Origin of the sequence: Wolbachia endosymbiont (group A) of Andrena helvola (assembly GCF_964028415.1) — a bacterium.
GTDB classification, from domain to species: Bacteria; Pseudomonadota; Alphaproteobacteria; order Rickettsiales; family Anaplasmataceae; genus Wolbachia; species Wolbachia pipientis.
The window spans coordinates 300,328-325,753 of record NZ_OZ034779.1 but is presented as its reverse complement, the minus strand read 5'-3'; the positions used below and the strand labels follow the sequence as shown (position 1 = coordinate 325,753).

Here is a 25,426-nt window from a genome sequence, read left to right as displayed (position 1 = left end):
CAGGAATTTTATTAAGTTGGTAAGCATAAAAGTAGCCGTTTTATGTTAAAATACAACGTTTTAATGATTAAAAAAAGGCTGGATTCCAGTGTCAAGCACTGGAATGACACCATTTGCTGTGCAATTTACCTTCAAAAATGAATGTTCGTATAGCTGTGCGCCCGGCACTGCCCTACATTATTGGTAATTATATTATAAGGTGCAAAAGTTGTATAATTCATTTGACTTAAAACGGCTCATTGTATAAAATTGTGGCTAATATATGAATAAAGGTTAACATGGCAGTTAAAATAAGGTTGGCGAGGTTTGGCGCAAAGAAACGCCCTTTTTATAGGATAGTTGTAGCTGATTCACGAGCACCAAGAGATGGGCGTTTTATTGAGAAAATAGGACAATATGATCCAATGTTACCAAAAGACAATAAAAATCGTGTTGTGGTGAAAGCTGATAGATTAAAACATTGGCTAAGTGTAGGCGCGCAGGCAACTGAAAGAGTACTGTGGTTTATCAAAAAAGGCATAGTAACTTTAGAAACAGAACCAAAGAAAACAGAAAAGAAGAAAGTAGAGAACGAGAAAGCACAAGGGCAAGAGGCATAAGTCTCTTAAAATGCTAAATACTGATTTAACAAACAGCGATAAATTAGACGATATTGTATCTTCTGATTTGTCAGCTATGAATGACTTTGTCTTCAAAAATGTCAATGATGAAGATGTTAAGCTTGCTACTGATATTATATCTCATCTTGTTAGGTCAGGTGGAAAAAAAATAAGGCCTAAACTAGTTTTTATTATATGTAAAATGCTAAACTATTCTGGGGAGAATAGGATCAACGTTGCTGCATCGGTAGAGTTTATACACAATGCTACTTTACTTCATGATGATGTGCTCGATGAAAGTGAGGCACGCCATGGAGTTAAAACAGCGAATAAGATTTGGGGAAATAAATCAAGCATTTTAGTTGGTGATCTATTGTTGACTCTAGCATTTAGATGGCTTATAGAGTGTGGAAATTTAAATATTCTCTCTATTTTATCTAAAGCATCGCATTTACTTGTGAAGGGTGAAATAAAGCAGATGACAGCACGCTTTGACCCCCACACAGTCAGGGAAAATTATTTTGATATCATTGGAGAAAAGACAGCATCTTTATTTTCTGCATGCTGTGAAGCTGCATCAACAGTATCTGGTGCAACAAATGACGAAACAGAGAGGCTAAAGAATTTTGGTTTTAATTTTGGTATGGCATTTCAAATAGTTGATGATATGCTCGATTATACTGCTAATCAAGGCACTTCTGGAAAGCAAGTCGGAAAAGACTTTTTCGAAGGTAAAGTCACCTTACCTGCTATTATAGCATACGAAAAGGGCAGTCCAGCAGAGCAAAAATTCTGGGAAAAATGCTTTTCTTCAGCTAGACACAATTTTGACCAAGCATTACACTATATTAATCACCATAATGCCATTCAGCTTTCTATGGAAAAAGCTAGACACTACATTAATATGGCACAAAATGATATTAGTACTTTTTCTGATTCTTTTTATAAAACTACTTTAATTAACTTTTTAAATGCGAGCATAGAAAGACGAATGTAGCTGGCGCTTGATATTTTCAGATTAATTGTTATATATTTATTAGATTCTTAAGGGTAATGATATGTCAGATAGCAGTAAGGAGAAAAAGAAGAAGTTTGCTGATATGGTAAGTAGGCAGAAAGGTGACGACCAACAAAGTGATAACCATAAGCAAACTGATGATTTAAATGAAGATCTCAATACATTAAAAGAACGTGCAGTTCAGCTTGAAGATCATTTACGCCGTGCTGTTGCAGATAATGAAAACGTCAAACGTATAATGCAAAAGCAAATTAGCGATGCAAGTGACTACGCAGTCACAAAACTTGCACGTGATATGATCGACTCGTGCGACAATTTAAAAAGAGTAATGGAAATTTTGAAAGACGGTGATCCTGTTCATGAGGGGATTAAAGTAGCTTATCAAAAAATTATAAATGATCTAAAAAAACATGGAATAGAGGAAGTAGATCCACTTGGTGAGCTTTTTGATAGTAATTTACACCAAGCTGTTGTGGAAAGAGAAGACAATGAAAAAAAGCCTGGCACCATTGTAGAAGTACTACAAACTGGTTATACTATCAAAAATAGGTTGCTCCGTCCTGCAATGGTTATTCTTTCTAAGAAATCTGCTGATTGTGGAAGCGATTAGCATGAGGTAAATGTATAATGACAAGTATTGTCTTTTCAGGTATCCAGCCAAGTGGCGTACTACATTTAGGTAATTATCTTGGTGCAATCAAACAGTGGATAGACTTACAGGATAAATACAAATCTCTTTTTTGTATTGTCGACCTACACGCAATCACAGCAAATAAGCTTCCCGCAAGTGAATTAAAAAGTAATATTTTCAAAACAGCAGCAGCTTATATTGCATGCGGAATAGATACAGAAAAGTCCATTATTTTTAGTCAGTCCACAGTTAGTGGTCATGCAGAACTGGGCTGGCTGCTTGGATGCTATACACCAATTGGTTGGCTTAATCGCATGACTCAATTTAAAGATAAAGCTGGCAGCGATAAACAAAAAGCCTCTCTTGGATTATATAGTTATCCAGTACTTATGGCTGCAGATATATTGTTGTATCAAACTAAATACGTTCCTGTTGGTGATGATCAAAAACAGCATTTGGAGCTTGCACGTGATATTGCATCAGCTTTTAACAATCATTATAAGCTGGATTATTTCATCGTACCTGAAATCTTAACTTTGGATTGCACATCAAGGATAATGAGCTTAAGGGATGGCACAAGCAAGATGAGTAAATCTGATCCTTCAGAACATTCGTGCATTAACCTTGATGATACGGATGACTTAATTGTCAAAAAAATAGAAAAAGCAAAAACAGATTCAATTCTAGGCTTTGCTACTTTAAAGTGCCGACCAGAAATAAGCAATTTGATAAACATTTATTCAGTGCTTAGTAATGTAAATGCAGAAAAAGTATGTGAAGAAGTGAACAAACATGACATGAAGCACTTCAAAAAAGAGTTAGCTGATTTAATTATCAGTGTTATATCACCCATACGTGAGAAAATGAATGATCTTTTAAAAGACCAATTCCATTTACATGAAATATTAAAAAAAGGCACAAAGAAAGCAGCAGAAATTGCAACCCATAATATAAAAGAAATCAAGGATATTATTGGATTTGCTCAATATCTGTAAGGTTCCAAAGTGTGATGGTGCGAACCGTCATACCGCCGCGGTATCTCAGCCGCTAACACGTAGCGGGATGACGGTTTTTCAAATTGTCGGTAAATCTAAGTCAGTTTAGCTATAGGCAGCAATTTTCTGTATTTATTTTAAGTTGAAGAAAGCTCAAATGAAAAATCGTGTTTTGCTAAAAATCACAGAATGCAGTCTGGTTACAAAATTCTCTAATGGTCTTAAATAAAACTTCCAGTGAATGATTGTCAGACATATTGTGCTCTGCTGATTTTATTAAGTGTACTTCAACATCGGTTGACTTAATTTTTTCAGCTAAATTCAATGAAGTTTGATAAGGAACATCTTTATCATTAATGCTATGCAGCAAGCGCACAGGACAGTTTATATCTATTGTCTTTTTGTTTAAAAGAAGGTTCTTTCTGCCATCTTCGATCAAATTTTTAGTTATTTTGTATGTACAATGCTCTGAAGTAAAATCTATTACACCTTTAGAATCTAGTTCTTCTTTTTGCTTGCCTGACAATTGCTTGAATATCAAATCTTCAGTAAAATCGGGAGCAGACGATATACCAATTAGTGCTGCAATTTTTTCTGGAAATTGAAGGGCAGTGAGCAACATCAGCCATCCTCCCATACTTGAACCTATAATTATTTGTTTATCGCTAGTTAATTCACTCATTACTTTAGCACAATTTTTTTGCCAATCACTTATCGTGTAATCAATAAAATTACCACTTGAATGACCGTGACCAAAATAATCAAATAGCACAAGTGCTACGTCATTTTCTTGGCAAAATTTGTAAATAGCAGTTGCTTTAGTTCCATCCATATTGGATGCAAATCCACCGAAAAAAACTACAGAAGCTTTCTTTCCTTGTAGCTTTCGATATGCTATGTGACCATTATTTCCATCAAACAATTTACAATAATCCATACTACTTTGGCAAAGCAACCGGGCTATCACTCAATTGATGCAAATAACTAACTAGATCTGCAATTTCTTGTGGATTGGAAATACCTGCAAATGCCATACGTGTACCTTTTATATAGGCTTTTGGGTTCTTTAAAAAGGCAAATAGCTCCTCATACCCCCATTTTCCACCTCTTTCAAGCACTGCTTTTGAGTAATTGAATGAGTTACCAAGATGGGCCTTTTTATTTCCAACTATGTTCCATAAGTTTGGTCCTACTTTATTCATTCCACCTTTCTCAAAACTATGGCAGGCTATACATTTTTTTGCTGCTGATTTACCTTTCTCAAAGCTAGCATTCTGCATGAGCGCTCCAATATCAAGCGCCACTTGCTCGATTTTTTGCTGGAACTCATTGCTGCCAGCAGCTACTATCGTTTGGTGTTCAATCTTATATTCTTCTGGACTGTAAAGCATATCAACTACATTACTAACTATCATAATGATTAGCCCAGAAAGTAAAATCGATGCTGCAATCTTATTAAGCTCCATAGTTAATTTTTATTAAGTAATGTTACTTAAATTATGCGAATATTTTCGCAAATAGCAACCAATTACCTTGAAGCTCGCTAAAGATGAGAGTCTCTATAGCTGACCCAAGAAAGGTTTTCCTACGTCCATACCGCCGCGAACCGTCATACCGCGATTCATTCGCGGTATCTCAGCCGCTAACAAGAGATCCCGCTAACAAGTAGCGGGATGACGAGGTTCACTGCCATTAAGTTAAGGAAAGAATGGTTAAAAACTGAACTAAAAAGTCAGAAATAATTAAGGATTTATGACAAATACTGAAACAGAATAGAGTAAACTTTAAAGCAGATAAACTCTGAAGTGTAAATTACTTAAGAAATAGTTTGTTTAGAAGTCATTTTACAGGAGCTATGGCAATAAGCTACCCAGTTATTATCAGAAGATATGAATACTACCTCTAGTCAAAATATGTGTTTTCTAACCCTTTTTTGGTAATTGAACGAACGAAGATAAGGTACCTTATGACGATCAACTTTCCTTCCCTTTCTTACCGCCAAAGTGTTCATCAAAAATAGCTTTGATAATTGATCCATAATGCAGTCAGTATCTGATTCCGTAGCAAAAATGTCGAAAGCCAAGTTTTTGATCGCGTTAAATGAGACAGATTTGTTAATGCTCCTCTTAAGCTTATCATCGGTTAAGTCCATATTCAACGCTTCTTCTACATCTTCTGTCATAACACTTTCTAGGTTGCTAATAAAGATAGCTGACCAAAAATCCTGTTTAACAGACTCAACACTTTTTCCTGTAAAATTTTCTAGACTTAGTCTTCCTTTGAGTTTTGCAAAAAATGTCTCAACTCCCCAGCGTAAAAAATATAACTCCTTAAATCCTCCAGTTTGAAACTTTTGTTCATCCATTAATGATGTAGCTAACACTTCAATTTCACCAGATGGCAGTACCACTTTGAAGCGTTATTCCACTATTTTCTTGTTTTATCTTACGCTGAGCACATATGGTAACCTCAACACTAGATGGGCTTTTTTCTTCAAACATAGCATTCACTTCATTAAAAGATGATCTGGGACATCGAATGACATAAGCAATTTTTCTTTTTGTAAGGCTAGAAAGAAATTTATAAGATAAATATACAAATCAGTAAGTCATTAGTATTTACAACTTTAAGCATTTCATCTGCTAAGTTAATTTCATGAGTGTTACCTCTATCTAACACTGACCTTATGGCAACATTATTTAGCACATCTTAACAAACCGCAAAGGTTGCACTTGCATAATCACCTAAATCTTTTGGTTTTTGGTTACGTATTTTTCTTGAGCCAAATTCATTTTTTATTTCAACGCTTGTTGGTAAAATGATTTTGGAGGCATCAAGAGCTAACACTCTAAAGCCAAAACAAGTTTTAAATTTTTGGTCTTGGTAGTACAAGGAAACCACACCTTCGTTAATTTCTGAAAATGCACTGTGTTTCATTTTTTTTCTTGCTTGACTAAAAGCACTAGCAGTAACGGTATAGTCTTTTTTCCTATATAAAATAAATTCGTTTAGTATTACTTGCAGCGACTTTACACTTTTTCTTAAAATTAAGATAAATATGTCAATAAAAGATAACTTCCTCTTTCTCATAAAATCTTTTGAAGATGATTTATGGGATTCTATAAATTCTAGACTTGCCAATTCATTTTGAATAAATTTTATTACTGCCTTTTTTACTCATACTACCTTTAAACTTATTGGTATACATCATTATCCCATAAAATCTATCTTTTTTCCTTAACTTAATGGCAGTGAGACGAGGTTATCGTCATGCCGCCACGAACCGTCATACCGCGATTCATTCGCGGTATCTCTTAGCCGCTAACAAGTAGCTGGATGACGATTGTCAGGGTGTAATCCCAGTGTCCCTATGATGTCATCCCAGTGCCCAGACACTGGGATCCAGGAAAGTTTGCTTGTAAGCAAGCAAACTAGCACAGAAAGTGGTTACAACATTTTCGATGAGATTATATGGAAAACTGGATCCCAGTGTCAAGCACTGGGATGACAAAAAAAGGAGCACTGGAATGGCACCATTTGTTATGTTTAACAAAGTTCGTACTTAGCTTCATGTTAGCCATAAATATTTAAGAAATTTACCAAATGGAAAAAAAGGCAAAAGAAGCCCCATGGTTAACTAGTTCTGACACTGGTTTCCATCCAAGACGGCAGTAGCCCCTTCGGTGTCATTCCAGTGTCAAGCACTGGAATGACAAAGGAGAGCAGTGTCAGCTACTTGGATGACACCTTTTTTCTACTTAGTGTGGGTTATACAAGAAGTCTATTGTATGGCTATTGCTGGTCGTATATTACTTATAGCTTATCTATTCAAATTGCAACTTTGTTTTTCATAATTAATTATTGACAGAAATTATTAATTGGGTTATTATTAAATTATCGTTAACAAGTGAGGCAAAGAAATGATGATATCCAATAATTCTTCATTGCTAAAAGATAGTCAGGAGCTTACTAAAACTAAGCAGACTATATGGAAACCTTTAATTGCTGTTTCATTATTATCTATATTTAGTTTCATATCTGGTCAATATCTTCCTTATGTTATTATAGCAGTTTCTGGTTCTGGTCCTATTGCAGCAGTTCCTTTAGCAATTTTTGCTGTTTCTACGGTTGTTGCACTTATTTCAGTGACATATCTTGTTAAACTGGCTATTTCTAGAGATGATAATAAGAAAGAAGTAGGTCTTAATGGACAGAAATTCGGCCATACTCCATCTCAAGAACCACAAAAATTTGTGTGTAAAAATTGTACTAATCTGGAGAATAAATCAAATGTACCTACTCCTCAATCACCTCCAGTAACGTTTGGAACACAACCAAATCCAAGTGTCAGTGTACCACCGCCGCCACCTCCTCCATTGCCACAAGATGCTGCACTACCACCTCCGCCTCCGCATTTTTTTACAGCTTCCAAGCGTACGGAGCAACCTAAGAATGATGCACCGAAGAAGGCTGGTGAACCTGAGAATAATAATCATTCTACTCTGTTTGAACAGATAAGAGGAGGTACTACGTTAAAAAGAGTGGGCAGCAACAAAATTTTACAAATGAATTGAAAGCAAAATTAGAAAGTAGTGGGGGCACTGACAAAAAAGAAACACCAGAAGAGTTTGCTGCAAGAATAGATAGGGAGCAAGCAGAGAGAAAGAAGTCGGATGATAATGATTCAGATTGGACAAAGAGACTTAAGGAGAGAGCAGCAGTCATGCAATTCTCAGATAGTGAAGAGGAGTCACCGGTACCGCCAAGTTCGTGTGTTGATTCACCACAAGTAAATAATGTTGACTCAGTGGATAATGAGGTGCAAGATTCACCTCCTCTTTCTGTTGAGGATCGCATAGCACAGTTTGGTGGAAAAGCGTTGCGATGCCAAAAGGAAAATGTTGTACAAGGACTATGATAACTATGAAATGGTCAGCCATGCACTTCCCTTCCTTTTCAAAATAAGTTTACCTACAGGTCTGATTGTATTAAGATTACTTAATACAATCAGATCTATTATATGCGCTTATCCAAATATTACCTGCCAACTCTAAAGGAAAAGCCTGCCCATGCTAAAATTATCTCCCATCAATATTCTTTGCGTGCAGGTTTAATAAAGCAGATAGCATCTGGCATCTATACGTGGTTACCACTTGGTCTCTTAGTGCTTAAGAATATTGAAGATATTATCAGAGATGAAATGAACAAATCCGGTGCTATTGAAGCATTAATGCCTTGTGTGCAACCAGCAAGTCTTTGGCGAGAATCAGGGCGTTACGATGATTACGGTAAGGAAATGCTACGCATAAAGGATAGACATGAGGAAGATATGCTTTTTGGTCCAACGCATGAGGAGATAGCAACTGATTTAATTAGAGATGTGGTAAAAAGTTACAAAGATTTGCCACTTTGTTTATACCAAATTCAATGGAAATTCCGTGATGAGGTAAGACCACGTTATGGTGTTATGAGGGGCAGGGAATTTTTGATGAAGGATGCATACAGTTTTGATGTAGATTACGAAGGTGCACTGAATTCATATAATTTGATGTACAAAACTTACATAAAAATCTTCAAACGCATGGGATTTACTCCAATTGGAGTTCGAGCTGATACGGGGCCAATTGGAGGAAATTTGAGCCACGAGTTTCATATATTGGCAAACACTGGTGAGAGCACTTTATATTATGACAATAAATTTTCTGAACTACTAGAGAGTGAAGATATTGAAAGTTTAAAGAGTATATACGCAGTTGCAGATGATATGCATGATCCTGAGACTTGCCCTATATCACAAGAGCAGTTAAATGTTAGTAAAGGTATTGAAATAGGGCATATTTTTTATTTTGGCGACAAATATTCAAAGCCTATGAAGGCAAGTGTTACTTCTCAAGATGGAAAAAATGTCAATATACATATGGGTTCGTATGGCATTGGGGTTTCAAGACTTGTTGGTGCGATAATAGAAGCTTTTCATGATGATAAGGGAATTATCTGGCCGGAGGAGGTAGCTCCTTTCAGAATTGGTTTAATCAATTTACAAACGAAAGTAACGGAGGCTGCAGATAAAATATACAAAGCTTTGAAGAGCGATGAAGTGCTTTACGATGATACGGAAGGGAGTGTAGGAGTAAAATTTTCTAGAATGGATCTGATAGGCTTGCCGTGGCAAATAATTGTCGGAAAGAAAGCAGTAAGTGAAAATATAGTTGAAGTAAAAAATAGAGCAACTGGAGAGGTAAAGGAAATGCAGATTGAGGAAGCAATAAATCACTTTAGCGCAAAATGATACACGGTATCGGCACTGACATAGTATATATACCAAGAATATTGAGAATATTACAAAAATACGGGGAAAAATTTCTCAATAGAATCTACACTGAAAAGGAAATAGAGCTAAGTAGAAAGTATAATAGTCAAGAAATGCGAGCAAGGTATTTTGCTAAACGCTTTGCAGCAAAAGAAGCTTTTGTTAAAGCACGAGGTAGTGGTCAGGGTATTACAATGAAAGATATAGAAATATACAATGATGTAAGAGGCAAGCCATATCTTACCGTTAGCAAGGATTTTATCTCCAAAATTCATCTTTCTTTAAGTGACGATGGAGATTACGCTACTGCATTTGTTGTAATTTGCGTCTATAGCTCACACAGATAAAGTTTACTCTTTTGTCATCTTATGGCTTACTGTATGAACATTCATTTTTAAAGGTAAACTGCACAGCAAATGGTCAGTGCTTGACACTGTCCTCCTTTGTCATCCCAGTGCCCAGACACTGGTTTTCTGCAATCTCATCGAAAACGTTTTTCTATGCTAGTTTGCTTGTGAGCAAGCAAACTTTCCTGGATCCAAGTAGTCAGGGCACTGGGATGACATCTTTGTTGTGTTTAACAAAAACAAATGTTCGTACAGTTGTGGAATGAATCGCAGTATAGCTATAGCATACACAAACGACTAGTTTGCCAAAAAAACATAGCGGTTTTTCTATGATTTTAGTATAATTCTAGCTTTACCTAAACAAAAAGATGAATTATTTAATGGACTGTGTTTTAACGTCTCTTTCCTTACCATTTTCAATTACTGAGAATTATTTATTAATTACTGCGTTGATTCCACTTTTAAGTGCGTTAGTTATTTTTTTTACTGGTAAATGGCCCGGAGTGAACAATAGTATTACTGTCACTTCTTCTGTACTTCTGTTTACGTATACGTGTCTGTGCACTTTATATTGGGTATATGGTGATCATTCTCAATTTATTCTCATGGATTTTGGTAATAATTTGCACATTAGTTTAAAGCTAGAGTCTACCGGAGTAATATTCAGTTTATTAATATCGTTTTTATGGGTGCTGACCAGTATATATGCAATATGTTATATGCAGAATAACTATGCTGATAGCAATCACTCAAGTTTTCTATGCTTTTTTTCAATATCGATTGGCTGTGCAATGTTTATTGCTTTTTCTGGAGACTTGCTCACTACATTTGTCTTTTATGAGCTTCTAACTATTAGTACATACCCTCTGGTTACTTACAACTCAACAAATGAATCAATGATTGCAGGACGCTATTACTTTGGCGTGCTATTTTTCTCTTCTTTGGTATTATTTTTTCCTGCAATAGGCCTTTTATATCATGAATTTCATACTTTAGACTTTGTAAGCGGTGGAATATTCAAATTTGATACTTCACTCATCACTTTCATTGCAGTGTGTTTTGCTATGCTGATTTACGGAATAGGAAAAGCTGCATTAATGCCAATGCATTTTTGGTTACCAAAAGCAATGGTTGCACCAACTCCTGTGAGTGCACTACTGCACGCTGTTGCTGTTGTGAAATCCGGAGTTTTCATCATCATAAAAGTTATATTATACACTTTCGGCGTCGATAATATGCAACGTTTTGTGCAGCAAAATTGGTTTGCTGGAGGGTGGCTTCCGTACGCTGCTGGATTTACTATTATTACTGCATCATTGATTGCACTAAAGCAAAAAGAATTAAAGAAATTGCTTGCTTACTCTACCATCTCTCAATTGTCGTATATTATATTATTCGCTTCAATTTTTAGTGATCTCAGCATGAGGGTTGCAATTTTTCAATTAGTTTGCCACGCATTTGCAAAAATCACTTTGTTTTTCGTTGCCGGAGCAATAATAACGAGAGCAGGTGAGAAATATATAGATAAGATTTACGGTATAGGACGCAGTATGCCAATTAGCATGACAGCATTTGCTATAGGTGCATTGTCTATGATAGGGGTGCCGCCTGCTCCGACTTTTTGGGGTAAATTTCTCATTTTTCAAGCTGTTTTCAACTCTGGCAATGTAATACTTTCTGTGTTTGTAACTCTAGTGTTAATTGTTAGTACTATACTCAACGCTCTGTACTTTTTACCGATAATTTACAACGCCTTTTTCTTAAAACCTTCTCAGAATTACTTTATTAAAAAAACACCAATTCTTCTAGTTTTACCTCCAGTTATTACTGCTATGTGCACTTTGGTTATTTTTTTTAGCTACCAAGTAATATTTTAAAATCTGTATTTATAACCATTAACAATAAATTTAAATGGTATTATACCAGCCAGAGTTGCTTTTATATTCGACAAAGTGAAGCTAATCTCCACAGTATCCTCCTTATTTTGCTCGGTTGTAAAAACTACAGTAGCATTTCCAGCAAATGTAACTAAGTCCTTGGTCGATCGATCAATAGATAATGTTATTACATTTATGTTGGCGATTTTTCTTTTAGATAAAGACAAATTACCAGCTTCATTATTCGTTTTTTCCTGAAAGCCTTGATAGATTTTATGTATAGAATTGTTTCTTATAAAATTTTCTTGGTACTTCGGTTCAACGATCTTAATGGACTCGTATATTTCAATGTATTTACTTATTAAGTACCTCGCTGTGGAAGTGTATTCATCTTCCTTTTTACTGAAACTAAGCTTATGCATTGCAGAGAACTCATCTTCTGTGTGGTTCATATACTTCACAAAATTTAAATCTTTTTTAATAGGAAATAACAGGTATATGTTTAATGTTAATAAACATAAGCATACTAGGAGAAGCGATACTATTAATGCCATCCAAGATCTTTCTGCTACACAAAACAGATACCTATGGCAGTACCATTCGACTGCTTTACTGAAATAACTTTTGTTTTTTACTGATTCAAGCAATTTATCTTCCATAACACAATACTACCAGACCTAATCGGATCATTATAATAACAATAAGCTTAGATACTCTAAAAAAAACTTTAAAATATGTCTAAATTTTCCCAAATAGGATGAATGATTATATCACCTTGTTCTGCAATGAGGTAGAATTTATCGATTTTGCTCACATCTATATTTATCATTTTTACACTGAAATTTTCAGGATCATAAGTATTACTTTCTACACTTTTGTGATAATTATAATAATGTAATTTATTTTGATCATCAAAATAACCAAATTCATCAGCAAAGGTTCCCACTTTTCTACCTTTACCACTTTTGACTAGCTCAAATAGATCAATTACATGGTTTTGGGATCCAGGCTCAATAGGCCCTTCTGCAGCAAAAAATTTAGGTGCATGACCAATGTATTCCTTAAATTTTAGATTATGAGTCTTTTTTACACTACCAAAATCCACAAATTTATATTCATCTGAAATACCAGAATATTGTGGATCATACTTTTTATATTCAAAAAACTCATTACCTAAAAAATTACAAAACGTTAATTTATAATTATCATGATCGGATTTTACGACTTTAAGGTAATGAAAATCTCCAGGAATCTTTACTTCCTCTTCCGTAATATGATTACGTACAACAAGCTCACCATTTAGCATATGATAGCCAATTTTTGGCAAAGTAGCTATATTGATTGTCTTGTTTAGCTTAAAATTTGCTTCATAAATGCCACTTAACAACTCCTTTCCTTTTTCTAGGGTTATGTCTTGATCTGAAGCTATATTCTTAATTAAGCTTAATTTTTTCTGCATGTTCAATATGGCTTTCGTCAAAACTTCTATTGATTGCCATACAGTTAATTTATTATCAGTCAAATTATATACTTCGAGTATTAAATTAACAGAATTTTATCATGAATTTATGTTAAAAGTATTATACTTTGTAAACTTATGTCATGATATTAACTACATTAGCTAAAACATGCTTTTTATCTAAGTGGAGTTGCTTTGCGGCAACGAAAAGTTCATCTATTTTTTTCCACTGACTTAGCAGAATTTCAACACCATTTACCTCTCTCTTTATGCTTTCTAAAATGAAGGCCTGAATTATATATGATGCTAGTTCTAGTTCGATTTCGCTATTAATTACTTTATTAATCATATTGGGATTCTTTAAATCATGAAGAAATTTATAAAAGCATTTGTATGCTTCATAAGCATCACTACTTATTGTATTTATTATCATTCCTGGCATTCCAGGAAATAAAGTAATCATTTCGTCAAACGTTTGATTATCAAATTTACATTGAGATGAAGCAACTTGCTTTGTTTCATCATAAGTTAATGGGAGTAAATTTAGCTGAAAGCACCTACACCGGATAGTGGTTTGTATATCATATGGCTTATGGCTAATTATAAATATCTTAGAATTTTTTGGCGGCTCTTCTAATATTTTCAATATTGCGTTTTTAGCGTTATTAGTCATTGCCTCTAAGCTATCTATTATAGCTATTTTGTGTTCTGATTGAATGGGACTTAAGTGTAGAAAGTTTTTCATTTCTCTGACTTTTTCTATTCCGATAGTATCACCTTCAACAATGTGTAAGTCCAATGCTACTTCATTATAGTTTTTTATGAGTAACCAATTGGAGAAGGATTTTGCAAGTGTTGCTTTTCCTATACCTTTTTTACCACAGATCAGCCAAGACTGAACAGATAAGTTGTTCATTATTTTTTTTTTGGCTTGGTTGTGGCCTATTACTTTTTTCATTCTTTCTCCTATAGATTTTAGTTTGAAAATGCGTTGTTTACTGTTTGTAATGAAATTGCACCTTCCCTTAAAACCTTAATCTTATCTTCGGTTAAGTCAATAATAGTAGATTCTATACCAGAAACTAGTTCGTCATCTTCAATCACTACAGATAAATGTTGCTTAATGGATTGTGGTATATCGTTTGCCTTACATACACTTTCTTTTCCTGAAATATTTGTACTAGTTGCAACTATTGGAACTTTCAGTTTGTTTAGTATTGAAATTGCAATAGGATGCTCAGGAATTCTGATACCTATACTATCTTTAAAGAATTCGTTTGGCAATATGTTGTTGTTTTTAAGTGGTAAAATATAGGTAATTGGTCCAGGAGAAAAGTGGTTTATTAAATCAATATATCTTTCCTTTACCTTTGCTATTTTTGTCAAATTGTAAATATCACTAACAAATATAGACAGTGGTTTATTTTGAGAGCGTTTCTTTATCTGATATATTTTTCCTATAGATTCATTATCTAGTGCATTACAAGCAAGAGCATACACTGTTTCTGTTGGAAAACACACTAATAAATTGTTCTGTATTGCATTTATTATTTTAGATACCATATAGCTAAAAACTTATTCATAACAACTAGATCAGTTTTGTTGCACTGTATCTTATATAGTAACTGCTAGTTTTTGTAAACGTAATGCAACGCAGCTTACCATTTGTTATGCAGATTTGCTACAACCCAAACTCTTCATTGACTTTATCAATTATTGCCTGTGGTGGATCCTCTCCCCATCCTGAATACAAAATCTCTCCATAGTCTGCAACATCTATAGAGCCAGTTCTGCTTTTTGCTAGAAACATTTCTCTTTTCTCTTTATCAACTAATACATAATGCCACGCTGATTTTCCACGATCTTTACCACGGACTAAGTATATAAGATCTGACCTACTTCTTTTTGTTGCATCAGCAAAAGATCTTTCATTGACAGTTCTGCTTTTACTTTTTATGCCGCCACTTTCAGAAAAAGCTTCCTTGGATTCGGTTTTTTTGCCTGCTAATTCAGAAATTTTTCCTTTTTCCCCTAATGCCCGTTCTTTGGTGTTTTGAGACGAATACTTACTGGAAAAACCTTCCCCTGTACCGCCAGGAGTCCTGTTTGTGAAACGCTTAGTAAATGAATTATTGTCGTTGTTTTCTGCCATAAAAATCTCCAAACTTTAGATTGTAGAATCCAAACTTTTACTACACTTTATCATATGTTAATTAAATTAATATAAATGAAAAATAATATAGTAATTATTACAGGAATTACGGCCTCAGGTAAATCAGAATTATGCGATAACCTGAGAGAAAAATATGGAAATATTAGTATAATAAATTGTGATTCAAAGCAGGTATACAAAGAAATTCCCATAATTACTGCTCAACCACTAAAGCAAGAAGAATTTTATAAATTATATGGTTATGTTTCAGCAAAAGAAAATTATTCCGTGGGTCTATGGTTAGAGGATTTAGAAAAAGAAGTTAATCACGCATTAGAAAATGCTCAAATACCTATCATCACTGGAGGAAGCGGGCTTTACATCAGCAGTTTAATCAAAGGCTTATCATCAATGCCACAAATAAGTCAGAAAGTAAGGAAAAATGTAAGCGAATTAAGGAAAAATTTAAGTAAAGAGGAGTTTTACAAATTAGTGCTAAGCAAAGATCCAAGGATTCAAGGTAAAGTATTCATGAATGACTCGCACCGCCTTTCAAGGGCACTTGAAGTTATCACTGAAACTGGCAAGTCGATTTTCGTATGGCAGAAAAATCGACAGCCTCCTTTATTCAATAATTTTAAGATATATACAATTTTGCCTAAACGTGAGGATGTATACCAAAAAATAAATTCTCGTTTTATCAAAATGATTGAAAATGGAGCAATTGATGAAGTAAAAAAGCTACTTAACATGAACCTAGCCCCACATTTGCCAGCTATGAAAGCACACGGAGTGCCAGAAATTATAAAGTACTTGAAAGGTGAGATTACTTTAGACGAAGCGATACAGATTGCTCAAACCAATACAAGACACTACGCGAAACGTCAGTATACTTGGTTTAAAAATCAATTTCCGAGTTCTAAAGTAATTGATTGTGCAAATAAGCTTACAGAGATTGAGATATCTTAATCATTATCAAGGCTAAGTCCTACCCTTATCGTGGGTAAGTGACTCTACACTGTTCACTTTCAGTTGCTTATCCAAGTCATGCTCTATTTTCAACTTAAATCCTAGCTTCTCGCAGAATTCGTAAAAATACTCCTTAATGACATCAAATAAATTTCTGCCATCAATTTTGTAATCTCTCAATTTTCGAGGAACAGTGAGCGACAATTTACCATCTTCATATGTTACATCTTTGTCACCTTGAGACTTAAGTGTGAATTCTAGCGAGCTATCCAATTTACATAATTCTTCTTCCAGTTCTGCAAAAGTGCGAACTGCAATTTTTTCTTCAATTCTGATTGCCGCATGACTTGGATCACTACAATTAATATGTGTTACATGATTAGACTGAAACAATAACCCATATGTTTCAGCTAAATGAAGGATAGGTCCTCCTTTACCATACAATGCACCCACATAAGCAGCCTGGTTACAATTAGTGATTAGTTCTTCTAGAATAGAATCATTTGGAACTTCTGCTTCAGCATATTCAAATAGCTCTGTAAAAACTTGTTTTACAAATTGGCGGTACTTATTTTTGTCATTTGAAATGAGGTTGGTATGTTTATTATATAATTCATCAACAAGCTCTTTTGTTATAACTTTGTTCTGAATAACAAGTTTCATTCTTGGAAGATCTACGTACATAGTTGCACCAGAATTCGCTTCAGCATTATCTTTACCAGCCCTCAACCTGCTAAAACCAAACTTTTCTGCTTGAGCTCTTAGTGTAACTATTGGATTTTCCTTTTCTTTTGGTGTAGAGCTGTTCATCATTAATACCTTGATATAGACTGCTAATGGTATAATAATACATAAAAATGATTAATAAGTTAATAAAATACCTACTATAAGCCCTATGATAGCAAATATAGTTAGGGGTAACTTAGGCTTACCGACGATTTTAAAAACAACAAATTCGTCATTCCGTTACGTGTTAGCGGCTGAGATACCGCGAATGAATCGCGGTATAACGTTAGAGAGCTGTGCTAGCTATAGTGCATACCTGACCATAAGGTGACAAGATTTTAAAAAGGCTCTATAACAGTTTTACACATGTATGAATCTCAATGAGCAATCAGATTTTTCTAAATAGCAGGCTGGAGAATATACCTAAGTTCCATTCCGCAATATTGCCTAAACTTTGTGGTGGGGACAAGGTGGTGGATCTGCTGTTTTATAAGCCACTTAGTTATGTGGATAGAAGCAAGTTACTATCTGATGCTCGAGTTGGAGAATTTACAACTTTCATTGCAAAAGTTTATGAGCATCAGTCGCCCACTTTTAGAGGTAGACCATATAAAATAGTCGTTGAAAGTGAGAGTCAGTATATGTTCATAGTCTTTTTTAATTACTCAGTTAAGTATTTATATAAACTATTTCCAACTGGAGCTTCTGTAATCATCAGTGGCAAGCTCGAAAAGTTTGCTGAACATTGGCAAATTACTCATCCAGATTACGTGTCGCTTGACATCAACCAATTTAAAGAAATAGCTTGCATAGAGCCAGTTTACCAATTATGCCGTGGCATTACCAATAAGCGCATTGGGAACATAATAAGCTCTAATCTAAAGGAATTGCCTGATTTACCAGAGTGGATAGATGATACATTAATCAAGCAAAAAAAATGGTTAAGTTGGAGGGAAAGCATCATAAAGTTGCACAGACCAAGCTCATTGGTGGAAGCTGAGGTTTGTAGAAAAAGGCTTGCTTATGATGAATTGTTTGCGTATCAGCTAGCGCTGAAACTTGCAAGAAAAAATCATGTGAAAGAAAGGGGAAGAGAATTTATAATATTGAGTAAATACAAAGAGCAAGTTTTAAATGAATTGTCGTTTCAATTAACAAATGATCAAACTCGTGCAATAGATGAGATCTCAGAGAGACAAAAATCCAAGTATCGCATGATAAGCTTGCTGCAAGGTGATGTTGGTAGTGGCAAAACCGTAGTTGCACTTTTTGCGATGATAAATGTGGTAGAAAACAACATGCAGGCAGCTCTAATGGCACCGACTACTATCTTGGCGGAGCAACATTATAATTGGATTGAGGAAGTTTTATCCTGTACCGATATAAAAGTTGCGCTGCTTACTGGTAAAACTTCGCGCAAGGAAAGAAAGATTATCATGAACGAACTTGCAAGTGGTGTTTTAAATATAGTGATTGGCACTCATGCACTATTTCAAGCTAACGTTACATTTAAAAATTTAGGGCTTGCAGTCATAGACGAGCAACAGCGATTTGGAGTGATGCAGAGAAATCGCTTGGTAGGAAAAGGAGAAAATGCCGATATACTTTTCGTTACTGCAACTCCCATTCCAAGAACTTTGCAGCAAGCTATGTATGGTGACGTTGAATGTTCAATTTTGAAAGAAAAACCAAAATCCAGATTGCCAATAAAAACTGTAACTATGAACATTAGTAGGGTGCCAGATGTTATTGAAAAGCTAAAAGGTGCTATAAACAGGGGCGAAAAAGCATATTGGATTTGTCCATATATAGAAGAAAACGAAGAGACCAATATTGCTGCAGCAGAGATGCGTTTTCAGGAATTACAAAAAACATTTCTTGATAAAGTCGGGATAATACACGGAAAATTGACTCAGGAGCAGAAAGATCAAGTTATGTTTTCCTTCAAAAGGAATGAATTTTCTCTGCTTGTTGCAACCACTGTGATAGAAGTTGGTATAGATGTGCCAGATGCAACCATCATGATTATAGAAAATGCAGAGCAATTTGGGTTATCACAATTGCATCAGTTAAGAGGCAGAGTAGGGCGAGGAAACAAGCCATCTTTTTGTGTATTATTATACGATAATTTAAGTAAAAGCTCATCTTCAAAGTTAAAGATCATGTGTGAGTCACAAGATGGATTTTACATTGCTGAAAGGGATATGATGCTAAGAGGCAGTGGAGATATTTTAGGCACAAAACAATCAGGATGTATGGAATTTAAATTTGCTGATTTATATCAGGACAAAGAGCTGCTCAATCTCGCGTATAATAACGCAAAAGGCGCAATGGCTGATTTTGAATTACTGCTTGATATATTTGAATATAGGAGTAGATTACATTTTTCAAAATTTCAGTAGGAAAACCAGGTAGCCCACAGAAACGAAAAAACTTCCTTGACAAACTCCGCCAGCCCCCTTATCATGAAACTGAAGCTATTGTATTTGCTTTCGCCAATCTGCAGATTAAAAGGTAAGGATTACTTAATGTATCGGCGTCTTATGTTCAATTTTTTGCAGTATATAGATACTGTATGTCTTTACAAAACTTCATCTACATCTAGATTTTTATCTAAATAAGCTGAACGCGCTTATAAAGCGTTACAAGACATCAAAAAATGCCAATACTCGACAGAGATAGTAAAAGACTAGCTAACTCGGGGATTCTTTGTCTTTTTTTCTGCTTAGTAAATTTCTTAAACATTTGCAGCGTAAGTTAGTTGCAATTAAAAGCGGCTGAATCTCGCTTGTCAAGCGTTTAAAACATAAAAAACGCCAATATTTTAAAGCGGATAATAACCACGGGGCTTCTTTTGCCTTTTTTTTATTTGGTAAATTTCTTAATGTTTATGGCTAAACGACAACCGTCATCCCGCTGCTTGTTAGCGGGATCTCTTGTTAGCGGCTGAGATACCGCGAATGAATCGCGGTATGACGTAGATTGCTGTCATTCCAGTGCTCCTTTTTTTGTCATCCAAGCAGCCTCCTATGGTGTCATCCCAGTGCCCAGACACTGGGATCCAGCATTTCATGCAATCCCATCAAGAACGTTGTATTTTACATAACACTTTTATGCTTACCAACCCAGTGTCCAATCAAAATTCCTGGATCCCAGTGTCAAGCACTGGGATGACACCATAGGGGCACTGCCGTCATAAAGGAACCAGTGTCAGCTACTTGAATGACATCATGGGGGCGCTGGCCATAAGTGTTGAAAGTAACACAAAAAAGACATAAAGAACTATTATTGCAAGAAAATGGAGGCAATAATGGATCAAATAGAAAGAGTACTAAATTTAATAAAAGATGAGGATTTAGAAAGGCTAGGAAAATTAAGTGAAGTAGATAAATGTAATACTAAATTGTTGGGCAAGATTATATTTAAAGGTCTAATGAAGTTAATATTAATGGGGCAAAAAACAAGCCTAAGAGTGCTAGAAATGGTAATAAACAGGTGTATAATGGATAAGAATAGCGATAAAAGTACAGTAACATACAGTGGTTTGTCAAAAAGGTTAAAAGTTATAAATCCAGAATATTTTAAGGGAGTATACATTGATTTGATGAGCAAGATTAAAAAGCTATTACCCCAAAAAACATCAAATAACTTACATAAGTTTGATTCGACGATCATAAATTTATCGGGATATCTCAAAAAGATGGGCTAAAAATAGGCGGTAAAAGTAACGACAGTCAAGTTAAAGTGAGTGTAGGATTAAAGGATCAATTGCCGACAAGTATAAGATTTTGTAAAGGACAAGAAGAAAGTAGTGAAGATATAGCATTAGTGAGAGCAATTAATGAAGCTAAAGTTGAAAAAGAGGATATTTTATTATTTGATAGAGGAATCAGAAAAGTTGGAACTTTTGCCGAATTTGATGAAAAGGAGTACAAATTTATCACAAGAGTTAAAGTAGGAAGAAAACATGATGTTATAAGCAGGAACAAAGTTATAAGAGAACAAAAATCGGATGGATCAGAGATTTTAGAAGATATAATAGTTAATCTTTATCGTGCACGAGGTAAAGTGGCAGAAAAGCATGATCTACGGCTAATAAAAATCAGAAATAAAATTGGAGATGAAATATGGTTTTTGACAAACTTGTTTGAAATGCCAGCTTATGAAGTAACAGAGCTATATAGGCGCAGATGGGATATAGAAGTGTTCTTTAAATTTATAAAGCAAAATCTTGGATATAAGCACTTTTTAAGCCATACTATGAATGGCATGAAGGTGTATATTTACATGATTATTATTACGGCTTTGTTATTTCTTGTTTATAAAATCAAAAATAATCTACATGGGTTCAAAATAGCATTACTGCAATTCACATTGGATCTAAATGACTCTTTTATACGTTCGATTGTTTTACTGTCGGGAGGTAATTTACATGCCGTTGATCATCTCATATCACGTTATTTTTGATACTTTCAACACTTATGGGGCGCTGGCCTGACAACCGTCATCCCGCTGCTTGTTAGCGCCGCGGCGGTATGACGGTCCGCTGCTTGTTAGCGAGATACCGCGAATGAATCGCGGTATGACGGTGTAATGACGGTTAAGTAATTCGTTATCCCGCTGCTTGTTAGCGGAATCTGCTGTGGCGACATAAACTCAAATCATTTCAAATTTCAATCCAAAGAGGTATCATTATGTCAAACAACTTCAATTTTAAAGAATTTTTTAACCACTATGAAACAAATAGTACGTCAGATGATATACAAAGGTATTATTTGCTGTGGAAATCAGTAATAGCGCAGGCAATGATTGATGCAGCAAGTCACTGCAAAAAAACAGAAAGCTTGGTAGAAAAACGTAAGGCAATTTCTTGGTTATCAGACTTTAGTCAAGATTTTGTGCACACATGTATATTGGCTGATTGTGATCCGGTATACGTAAAAAATAAAATACAGCCAACCTTAAAAAGCCTTACTAGATAAAGCCTTTTTATATACTTAATGAGGTTTACTCCTTTTACCGAAAAAAATATAATTCAATCTCCTATCTATAGTTGCCTCTATATCTTTGATTAATAGCTGCTTTATCATGTTTACTTTTCGCTTTGCATCTTGAGCTTGACGCTCATTGTTACCACTGTTATTGCTGTAATTATTCTTATCACTATAACTACTGCCACTTGGTTTGCTACTGTTACTGAACTCACTACCCTTTTTTCTTCTTGTGTTGAGTATCTGTATTATCTTTTCCTTTAAAAAGGACTTCCAGCCTGTGCCAAGTAATAATTTATAGAGAAAATGCGGAGTAAGAAACGCCACTAATATTCGAATAGAAATTCCGTAACCGAGATCTTCCCTATTTTCATAATACCACTTGCAATATTGAAACAAACGGTAAAACGCATTTTTGAAAGAGCAAAATTCTACAGCATACCAAAAACCATTGCTGAGAAACATGAGCACAATGCTGAATGTGTAAAGATACATTGTGAAGAGAAACAGTTTCACAATTATATCTTTTAGACTACCTAATATATAATTCAATAATCTTAATTTATAGAAAAGTGATATCATTTCACACCCACTTCAATATGGCTGGGGTGGAAGGATTCGAACCTTCGCGTGGCGGTATCAAAAACCGCTGCCTTACCACTTGGCTACACCCCAATACTACTTACATCAATAACACTATTAGCCCAATTAGTAAAAGATTTATTTGCTTTTTCTATGGGCATCACAGCAATAGCTGGCTGATCATAAGAATGCATTGCTTCGATTTTTTCTACAATTTTATCAACTTGATCATTTTTGCTTTTCATAATTGCTACTATTTCACAACTACTGTTAATTTCACCCTTCCATAAATACAGAGAATTCACTTCAGGAAATATATTTACACATACAATTAATTTCTCGTTTAACAATTCTTCAGAAACAGTTTTAGCCTCCTCAAAATTTGAAAAAGTTGTATAAACCAAAACTAAATTATTCATTAGTAGCTACATAAATGCATTGCTACTATACTCTACCGAGATTTATTCATCAAGAGAAAATAACGCCAGCGCGTACTGTATGAACATTTGTTTGCAAAGGTAGTATGTTAAGTGTTATAGCTAGTTTGCCTCAAACGTAAAGGTGTCATCCCAGTGCCCCTGTGATGTCATTCCAGTGCTTGACACTGGAATCCAGTTTTCCATATAATCTCATCGAAAACGTTGTAACCACTTTCTATGCTAGTTTGCTTGTAAACAAGCAAACTTTCCTGGATCCCAGTGTCAGCTACTCGGATGACACCTTTCCTAGCAGAGAAATCACAATGTTCATACGGTTGTACGCATACCGCTGGGATCTAGGATTTTTCTATAGTTTAAAAACAAAAAAAGGACGTTACTCATTGAGTAACATCCTTTTGGAGAAGGTAGAAGTTTTACTTATTACACTGTTCCTGGAGTTGCTGTAGCTCTTGAGTTGACAGGTTCTGCACTAGGTTGATCTAGAGATGCGCGTCGTTTTGCCAACTTTTCTTCGAGTTCTCTGTCAAATTCTTCTTTTAAAGGAAGAACTTGTTTTCTTGTTAGCGTAGAAGAACCAGAACCCATTCCACTATCAGTAGAATTACTGTGAGTGAGAGTTCTGTTACTCAAACTATCCAGGTTTTGCTCCACAATAGGATCACTGAGAACATCTTCACTGAAAGAACTTTGTCCATTTAAGTTAGTCAATGAGGCGCTTCTAGGTAGTTCTGGTGGAGCAACTGGAGTAAGCTTAGGAGTTAAGCTACTAGATGAATTGCTTCTACGGACTGTTGCAAAGTTCTGAGAATCTGAATCAGAGACAGTAGCAGTACTTTCAGTTCCTATAGAATTTAGTGAATTGCTTTTTGACAAGCTGTTAGATTGTTCAGAGCCTTTTCTTCCCAGTGAAGAGAATGATGATGACACAGACCTAGTTAAACTTTTGACAGAAGGCCTGTTAGCTTTTTTCTCTGCTCTGTCAAACATATTGCTTACGCTTGAGTACAAATGATTTTCTCTACATTCTTTAATAACCTTCTTAATTTCATCGTGATGTTCAGAGAAAACACTGTCGATGAAATAACTACCTTTAGGTAATGACCTTTGTGTTAACAAGTTATGCAAGCTTTTTTCATTTAAATTATTAATGAATTCTTTCTGTACTTGCCATCCAGAAGTATGTTCAATCTCCCCTGATTTTGCCTTCTCTGCCATTTTTAAATCAATTTCTGACGATATTCCAGAAAGTATATTTTTCACTAACCCAGAATTATTTCCTTTATCAGCAAAAATTGCTTTCATATCATTTCTTATTTCGTCAGATTTCTTAATTGCATCTGGAGTAAACCTTTTTATCTTATCTAAATAGTCCGTCTCACCAGATGCCTTATGGAACTTATTTGCCACTCCTTCGCCTACAAAACTAGCGCCTTTTTTCAGTGAATCTACTGAATGTTCATAACCTTCTTTCACCTTATCTTTAACATGCATAGCACCATCTCTAACTTTTCCGGCAGCGTATGTTGATGCGTCCTTAACTTTCCCAGCAGTATATTTCGCCCCATCAACTGTTTTTTCTGCTGACCACTTGAGCCCTTTATATCCAGATTGAACTGCTTTTACAGCGACTTTTACAGCGAAATATAAAGCAAGACCAACTATAGCACCCGGTATAGCAAGTGTTGCACCAACTGCCAAAAGTGGTAGTACTGCCGTAAATAACCCACTTGCTGTACTTACTACAAGAATCTTATCTCCTTGTTTCATCTTAGAGAATTCTGTATCTCCTTTTAACAGGTCAGTCATTCTTTCTTTTAGCTTCTTGTGATCATTAGCAATATCTGAATTTGGTAGATTTTGCATCGTTTTATTCAAATCAAAACTATCTTCTGGTTGGTTTTGTTGAGTTCCAACAGAATTTGAATTTTTTTCATTATGTAACATTTTAAACCTCACTATTAATTAAATATATTATAATTGTATTCCTTGATTCTTAAGTTAGTGTTAAATTGATTGCCAGTATTTATTTGTCTTCAAATAATTTCGCTTGACGTGTTTTGTGGTAACATAGAAAATTAGGTCAAGAAGCTGCAGCATTTATGAAGTATAGAAAAAGAACACTCATCTTTTTGGCTATTATAACTTTAATAATAATAGCTTTACTATTTAGGTATAATTCCCATTTTCACAAAGACGTAGTGCACTTAAAGAGTGACAACAAAGAATTCAAAAAAAAGCCAGAAAATTCCATAGAGTCGACCATATTACATAGAGAAAAGGAAGTGTACGATCATGTTTTCCATCCTGATGATTAATTTGTAAATAAAATA

The 25,426-nt window shown here is 34.9% G+C and carries 29 protein-coding genes, 1 tRNA gene and 1 pseudogene; 18 read left to right on the top strand and 13 right to left on the bottom strand.

All coding sequences use genetic code 11. The features are described from left to right. Window positions 1-278: 278 nt before the first annotated feature. The 4 genes from rpsP to trpS all read left to right on the top strand — a co-directional run bounded on the left by rpsP (window position 279) and on the right by trpS (window position 3,243). Window positions 279-599, top strand: coding sequence for a 30S ribosomal protein S16 (rpsP, locus tag ABWU73_RS01755; RefSeq protein WP_006279266.1), 321 nt, complete (start codon window positions 279-281; stop codon window positions 597-599). 10 nt (window positions 600-609) lie between these two features. After that, complete coding sequence (locus ABWU73_RS01750) at window positions 610-1,596, top strand: polyprenyl synthetase family protein (RefSeq protein WP_265017748.1); 987 nt, start codon at window positions 610-612, stop codon at window positions 1,594-1,596. 61 nt (window positions 1,597-1,657) lie between these two features. Further along, window positions 1,658-2,227: a nucleotide exchange factor GrpE gene (locus ABWU73_RS01745; protein WP_012673267.1), complete on the top strand. Its 570-nt coding sequence runs from the start codon at window positions 1,658-1,660 to the stop codon at window positions 2,225-2,227. Between the two features lie 17 nt (window positions 2,228-2,244). Next, entirely contained in the window at window positions 2,245-3,243 is a 999-nt protein-coding gene (trpS, locus tag ABWU73_RS01740; protein ID WP_006280207.1) for a tryptophan--tRNA ligase, read from the top strand. 175 nt (window positions 3,244-3,418) lie between these two features. On the opposite strand, the gene ABWU73_RS01735 is transcribed toward trpS, so the two are convergent. The 3 genes and pseudogenes from ABWU73_RS01735 to ABWU73_RS01725 form a co-directional block, all read right to left on the bottom strand. Beyond that, a complete protein-coding gene (locus tag ABWU73_RS01735) occupies window positions 3,419-4,180 on the bottom strand; it encodes an alpha/beta hydrolase (protein ID WP_012673268.1) in 762 nt (253 codons plus the stop codon). A 1-nt stretch (window position 4,181) separates the two neighbouring features. Then, complete coding sequence (locus ABWU73_RS01730) at window positions 4,182-4,709, bottom strand: c-type cytochrome (RefSeq protein WP_010082469.1); 528 nt, start codon at window positions 4,707-4,709, stop codon at window positions 4,182-4,184. A gap of 440 nt (window positions 4,710-5,149) precedes the next feature. Beyond that, a pseudogene (locus ABWU73_RS01725) lies at window positions 5,150-6,405 on the bottom strand (IS4 family transposase). 181 nt (window positions 6,406-6,586) lie between these two features. Here ABWU73_RS01725 and ABWU73_RS01720 point away from each other — a divergent pair. From ABWU73_RS01720 to ABWU73_RS01690, 7 genes are all read left to right on the top strand, one after another. Continuing rightward, window positions 6,587-6,751, top strand: coding sequence for a hypothetical protein (locus tag ABWU73_RS01720; RefSeq protein ID WP_162829040.1), 165 nt, complete (start codon window positions 6,587-6,589; stop codon window positions 6,749-6,751). A 412-nt stretch (window positions 6,752-7,163) separates the two neighbouring features. Further along, window positions 7,164-7,817, top strand: coding sequence for a hypothetical protein (locus ABWU73_RS01715; RefSeq protein WP_209472625.1), 654 nt, complete (start codon window positions 7,164-7,166; stop codon window positions 7,815-7,817). Continuing rightward, window positions 7,814-8,161 carry a hypothetical protein gene (locus ABWU73_RS01710; RefSeq protein WP_010962849.1) on the top strand — a complete coding sequence of 116 codons (348 nt, stop codon included), beginning with the start codon at window positions 7,814-7,816 and terminating at the stop codon, window positions 8,159-8,161. The genes ABWU73_RS01715 and ABWU73_RS01710 overlap by 4 nt, the downstream gene beginning before the upstream one ends. A gap of 102 nt (window positions 8,162-8,263) precedes the next feature. Next, window positions 8,264-9,532 carry a proline--tRNA ligase gene (proS, locus tag ABWU73_RS01705; protein WP_022626352.1) on the top strand — a complete coding sequence of 423 codons (1,269 nt, stop codon included), beginning with the start codon at window positions 8,264-8,266 and terminating at the stop codon, window positions 9,530-9,532. Beyond that, complete coding sequence (locus ABWU73_RS01700) at window positions 9,529-9,900, top strand: holo-[acyl-carrier-protein] synthase (RefSeq protein ID WP_010082456.1); 372 nt, start codon at window positions 9,529-9,531, stop codon at window positions 9,898-9,900. Before proS ends, ABWU73_RS01700 begins: the two co-directional genes overlap by 4 nt. Window positions 9,901-9,911: 11 nt before the next feature. Further along, complete coding sequence (locus tag ABWU73_RS01695; RefSeq protein WP_264329658.1) at window positions 9,912-10,166, top strand: hypothetical protein; 255 nt, start codon at window positions 9,912-9,914, stop codon at window positions 10,164-10,166. 114 nt (window positions 10,167-10,280) lie between these two features. Then, window positions 10,281-11,777 carry a proton-conducting transporter membrane subunit gene (locus ABWU73_RS01690; protein WP_010962853.1) on the top strand — a complete coding sequence of 499 codons (1,497 nt, stop codon included), beginning with the start codon at window positions 10,281-10,283 and terminating at the stop codon, window positions 11,775-11,777. Here the strand turns inward: ABWU73_RS01690 and ABWU73_RS01685 are convergent. The 5 genes from ABWU73_RS01685 to ABWU73_RS01665 all read right to left on the bottom strand — a co-directional run bounded on the left by ABWU73_RS01685 (window position 11,774) and on the right by ABWU73_RS01665 (window position 15,388). Next, window positions 11,774-12,436, bottom strand: a complete 663-nt coding sequence (locus tag ABWU73_RS01685; protein WP_010082435.1) for a hypothetical protein — start codon at window positions 12,434-12,436, stop codon at window positions 11,774-11,776. The genes ABWU73_RS01690 and ABWU73_RS01685 overlap by 4 nt on opposite strands. A 68-nt stretch (window positions 12,437-12,504) precedes the next feature. Continuing rightward, entirely contained in the window at window positions 12,505-13,299 is a 795-nt protein-coding gene (locus ABWU73_RS01680) for a hypothetical protein (RefSeq protein WP_022626354.1), read from the bottom strand. A gap of 73 nt (window positions 13,300-13,372) precedes the next feature. Next, window positions 13,373-14,194: an AAA family ATPase gene (locus tag ABWU73_RS01675; protein WP_038199127.1), complete on the bottom strand. Its 822-nt coding sequence runs from the start codon at window positions 14,192-14,194 to the stop codon at window positions 13,373-13,375. A 17-nt stretch (window positions 14,195-14,211) separates the two neighbouring features. Further along, window positions 14,212-14,799 (bottom strand): L-threonylcarbamoyladenylate synthase, encoded by a 588-nt coding sequence (locus tag ABWU73_RS01670; protein ID WP_006280292.1) that lies wholly within the window; start codon window positions 14,797-14,799, stop codon window positions 14,212-14,214. A gap of 118 nt (window positions 14,800-14,917) precedes the next feature. Further along, the gene (locus ABWU73_RS01665) at window positions 14,918-15,388 is read right to left on the bottom strand and encodes a hypothetical protein (protein WP_010082479.1); all 471 of its coding nucleotides are present in this window, start codon (window positions 15,386-15,388) and stop codon (window positions 14,918-14,920) included. Between the two features lie 75 nt (window positions 15,389-15,463). Here ABWU73_RS01665 and miaA point away from each other — a divergent pair, with 75 nt between their 5' ends. Then, a complete protein-coding gene (gene miaA, locus ABWU73_RS01660; protein ID WP_264329657.1) occupies window positions 15,464-16,357 on the top strand; it encodes a tRNA (adenosine(37)-N6)-dimethylallyltransferase MiaA in 894 nt (297 codons plus the stop codon). 12 nt (window positions 16,358-16,369) lie between these two features. On the opposite strand, the gene ABWU73_RS01655 is transcribed toward miaA, so the two are convergent. Further along, window positions 16,370-17,167: a hypothetical protein gene (locus tag ABWU73_RS01655; RefSeq protein ID WP_209472619.1), complete on the bottom strand. Its 798-nt coding sequence runs from the start codon at window positions 17,165-17,167 to the stop codon at window positions 16,370-16,372. Window positions 17,168-17,463: 296 nt separating this feature from the next. Here ABWU73_RS01655 and recG point away from each other — a divergent pair, with 296 nt between their 5' ends. The 5 genes from recG to ABWU73_RS01630 all read left to right on the top strand — a co-directional run bounded on the left by recG (window position 17,464) and on the right by ABWU73_RS01630 (window position 22,065). Then, window positions 17,464-19,485: an ATP-dependent DNA helicase RecG gene (recG, locus tag ABWU73_RS01650; protein ID WP_264329656.1), complete on the top strand. Its 2,022-nt coding sequence runs from the start codon at window positions 17,464-17,466 to the stop codon at window positions 19,483-19,485. A 594-nt stretch (window positions 19,486-20,079) separates the two neighbouring features. After that, the gene (locus ABWU73_RS01645) at window positions 20,080-20,265 is read left to right on the top strand and encodes a hypothetical protein (RefSeq protein ID WP_264329655.1); all 186 of its coding nucleotides are present in this window, start codon (window positions 20,080-20,082) and stop codon (window positions 20,263-20,265) included. A 116-nt stretch (window positions 20,266-20,381) separates the two neighbouring features. After that, window positions 20,382-20,792 (top strand): hypothetical protein, encoded by a 411-nt coding sequence (locus ABWU73_RS01640; RefSeq protein WP_353285500.1) that lies wholly within the window; start codon window positions 20,382-20,384, stop codon window positions 20,790-20,792. Between the two features lie 59 nt (window positions 20,793-20,851). Then, window positions 20,852-21,550 carry an IS4 family transposase gene (locus ABWU73_RS01635; RefSeq protein ID WP_353285499.1) on the top strand — a complete coding sequence of 233 codons (699 nt, stop codon included), beginning with the start codon at window positions 20,852-20,854 and terminating at the stop codon, window positions 21,548-21,550. A gap of 227 nt (window positions 21,551-21,777) precedes the next feature. After that, window positions 21,778-22,065, top strand: coding sequence for a hypothetical protein (locus ABWU73_RS01630; RefSeq protein WP_007549783.1), 288 nt, complete (start codon window positions 21,778-21,780; stop codon window positions 22,063-22,065). Window positions 22,066-22,080: 15 nt separating this feature from the next. On the opposite strand, the gene ABWU73_RS01625 is transcribed toward ABWU73_RS01630, so the two are convergent. The 4 genes from ABWU73_RS01625 to walE1 all read right to left on the bottom strand — a co-directional run bounded on the left by ABWU73_RS01625 (window position 22,081) and on the right by walE1 (window position 25,040). Continuing rightward, window positions 22,081-22,656: a hypothetical protein gene (locus tag ABWU73_RS01625; protein WP_010962863.1), complete on the bottom strand. Its 576-nt coding sequence runs from the start codon at window positions 22,654-22,656 to the stop codon at window positions 22,081-22,083. Between the two features lie 18 nt (window positions 22,657-22,674). Then, window positions 22,675-22,749 (bottom strand) — tRNA-Gln (locus ABWU73_RS01620). Beyond that, window positions 22,740-23,075, bottom strand: coding sequence for a divalent-cation tolerance protein CutA (gene cutA / locus ABWU73_RS01615; protein WP_253303679.1), 336 nt, complete (start codon window positions 23,073-23,075; stop codon window positions 22,740-22,742). Before cutA ends, ABWU73_RS01620 begins: the two co-directional genes overlap by 10 nt. A 441-nt stretch (window positions 23,076-23,516) precedes the next feature. Next, window positions 23,517-25,040, bottom strand: coding sequence for an actin bundler (gene walE1, locus ABWU73_RS01610; RefSeq protein WP_265017756.1), 1,524 nt, complete (start codon window positions 25,038-25,040; stop codon window positions 23,517-23,519). Window positions 25,041-25,195: 155 nt separating this feature from the next. Between walE1 and ABWU73_RS01605 the strand changes: the two genes are divergently transcribed. Continuing rightward, on the top strand, window positions 25,196-25,411 hold the full coding sequence (locus tag ABWU73_RS01605) for a hypothetical protein (protein ID WP_264711420.1): 216 nt from the start codon (window positions 25,196-25,198) through the stop codon (window positions 25,409-25,411). The last annotated feature ends 15 nt before the right edge of the window (window positions 25,412-25,426 follow it).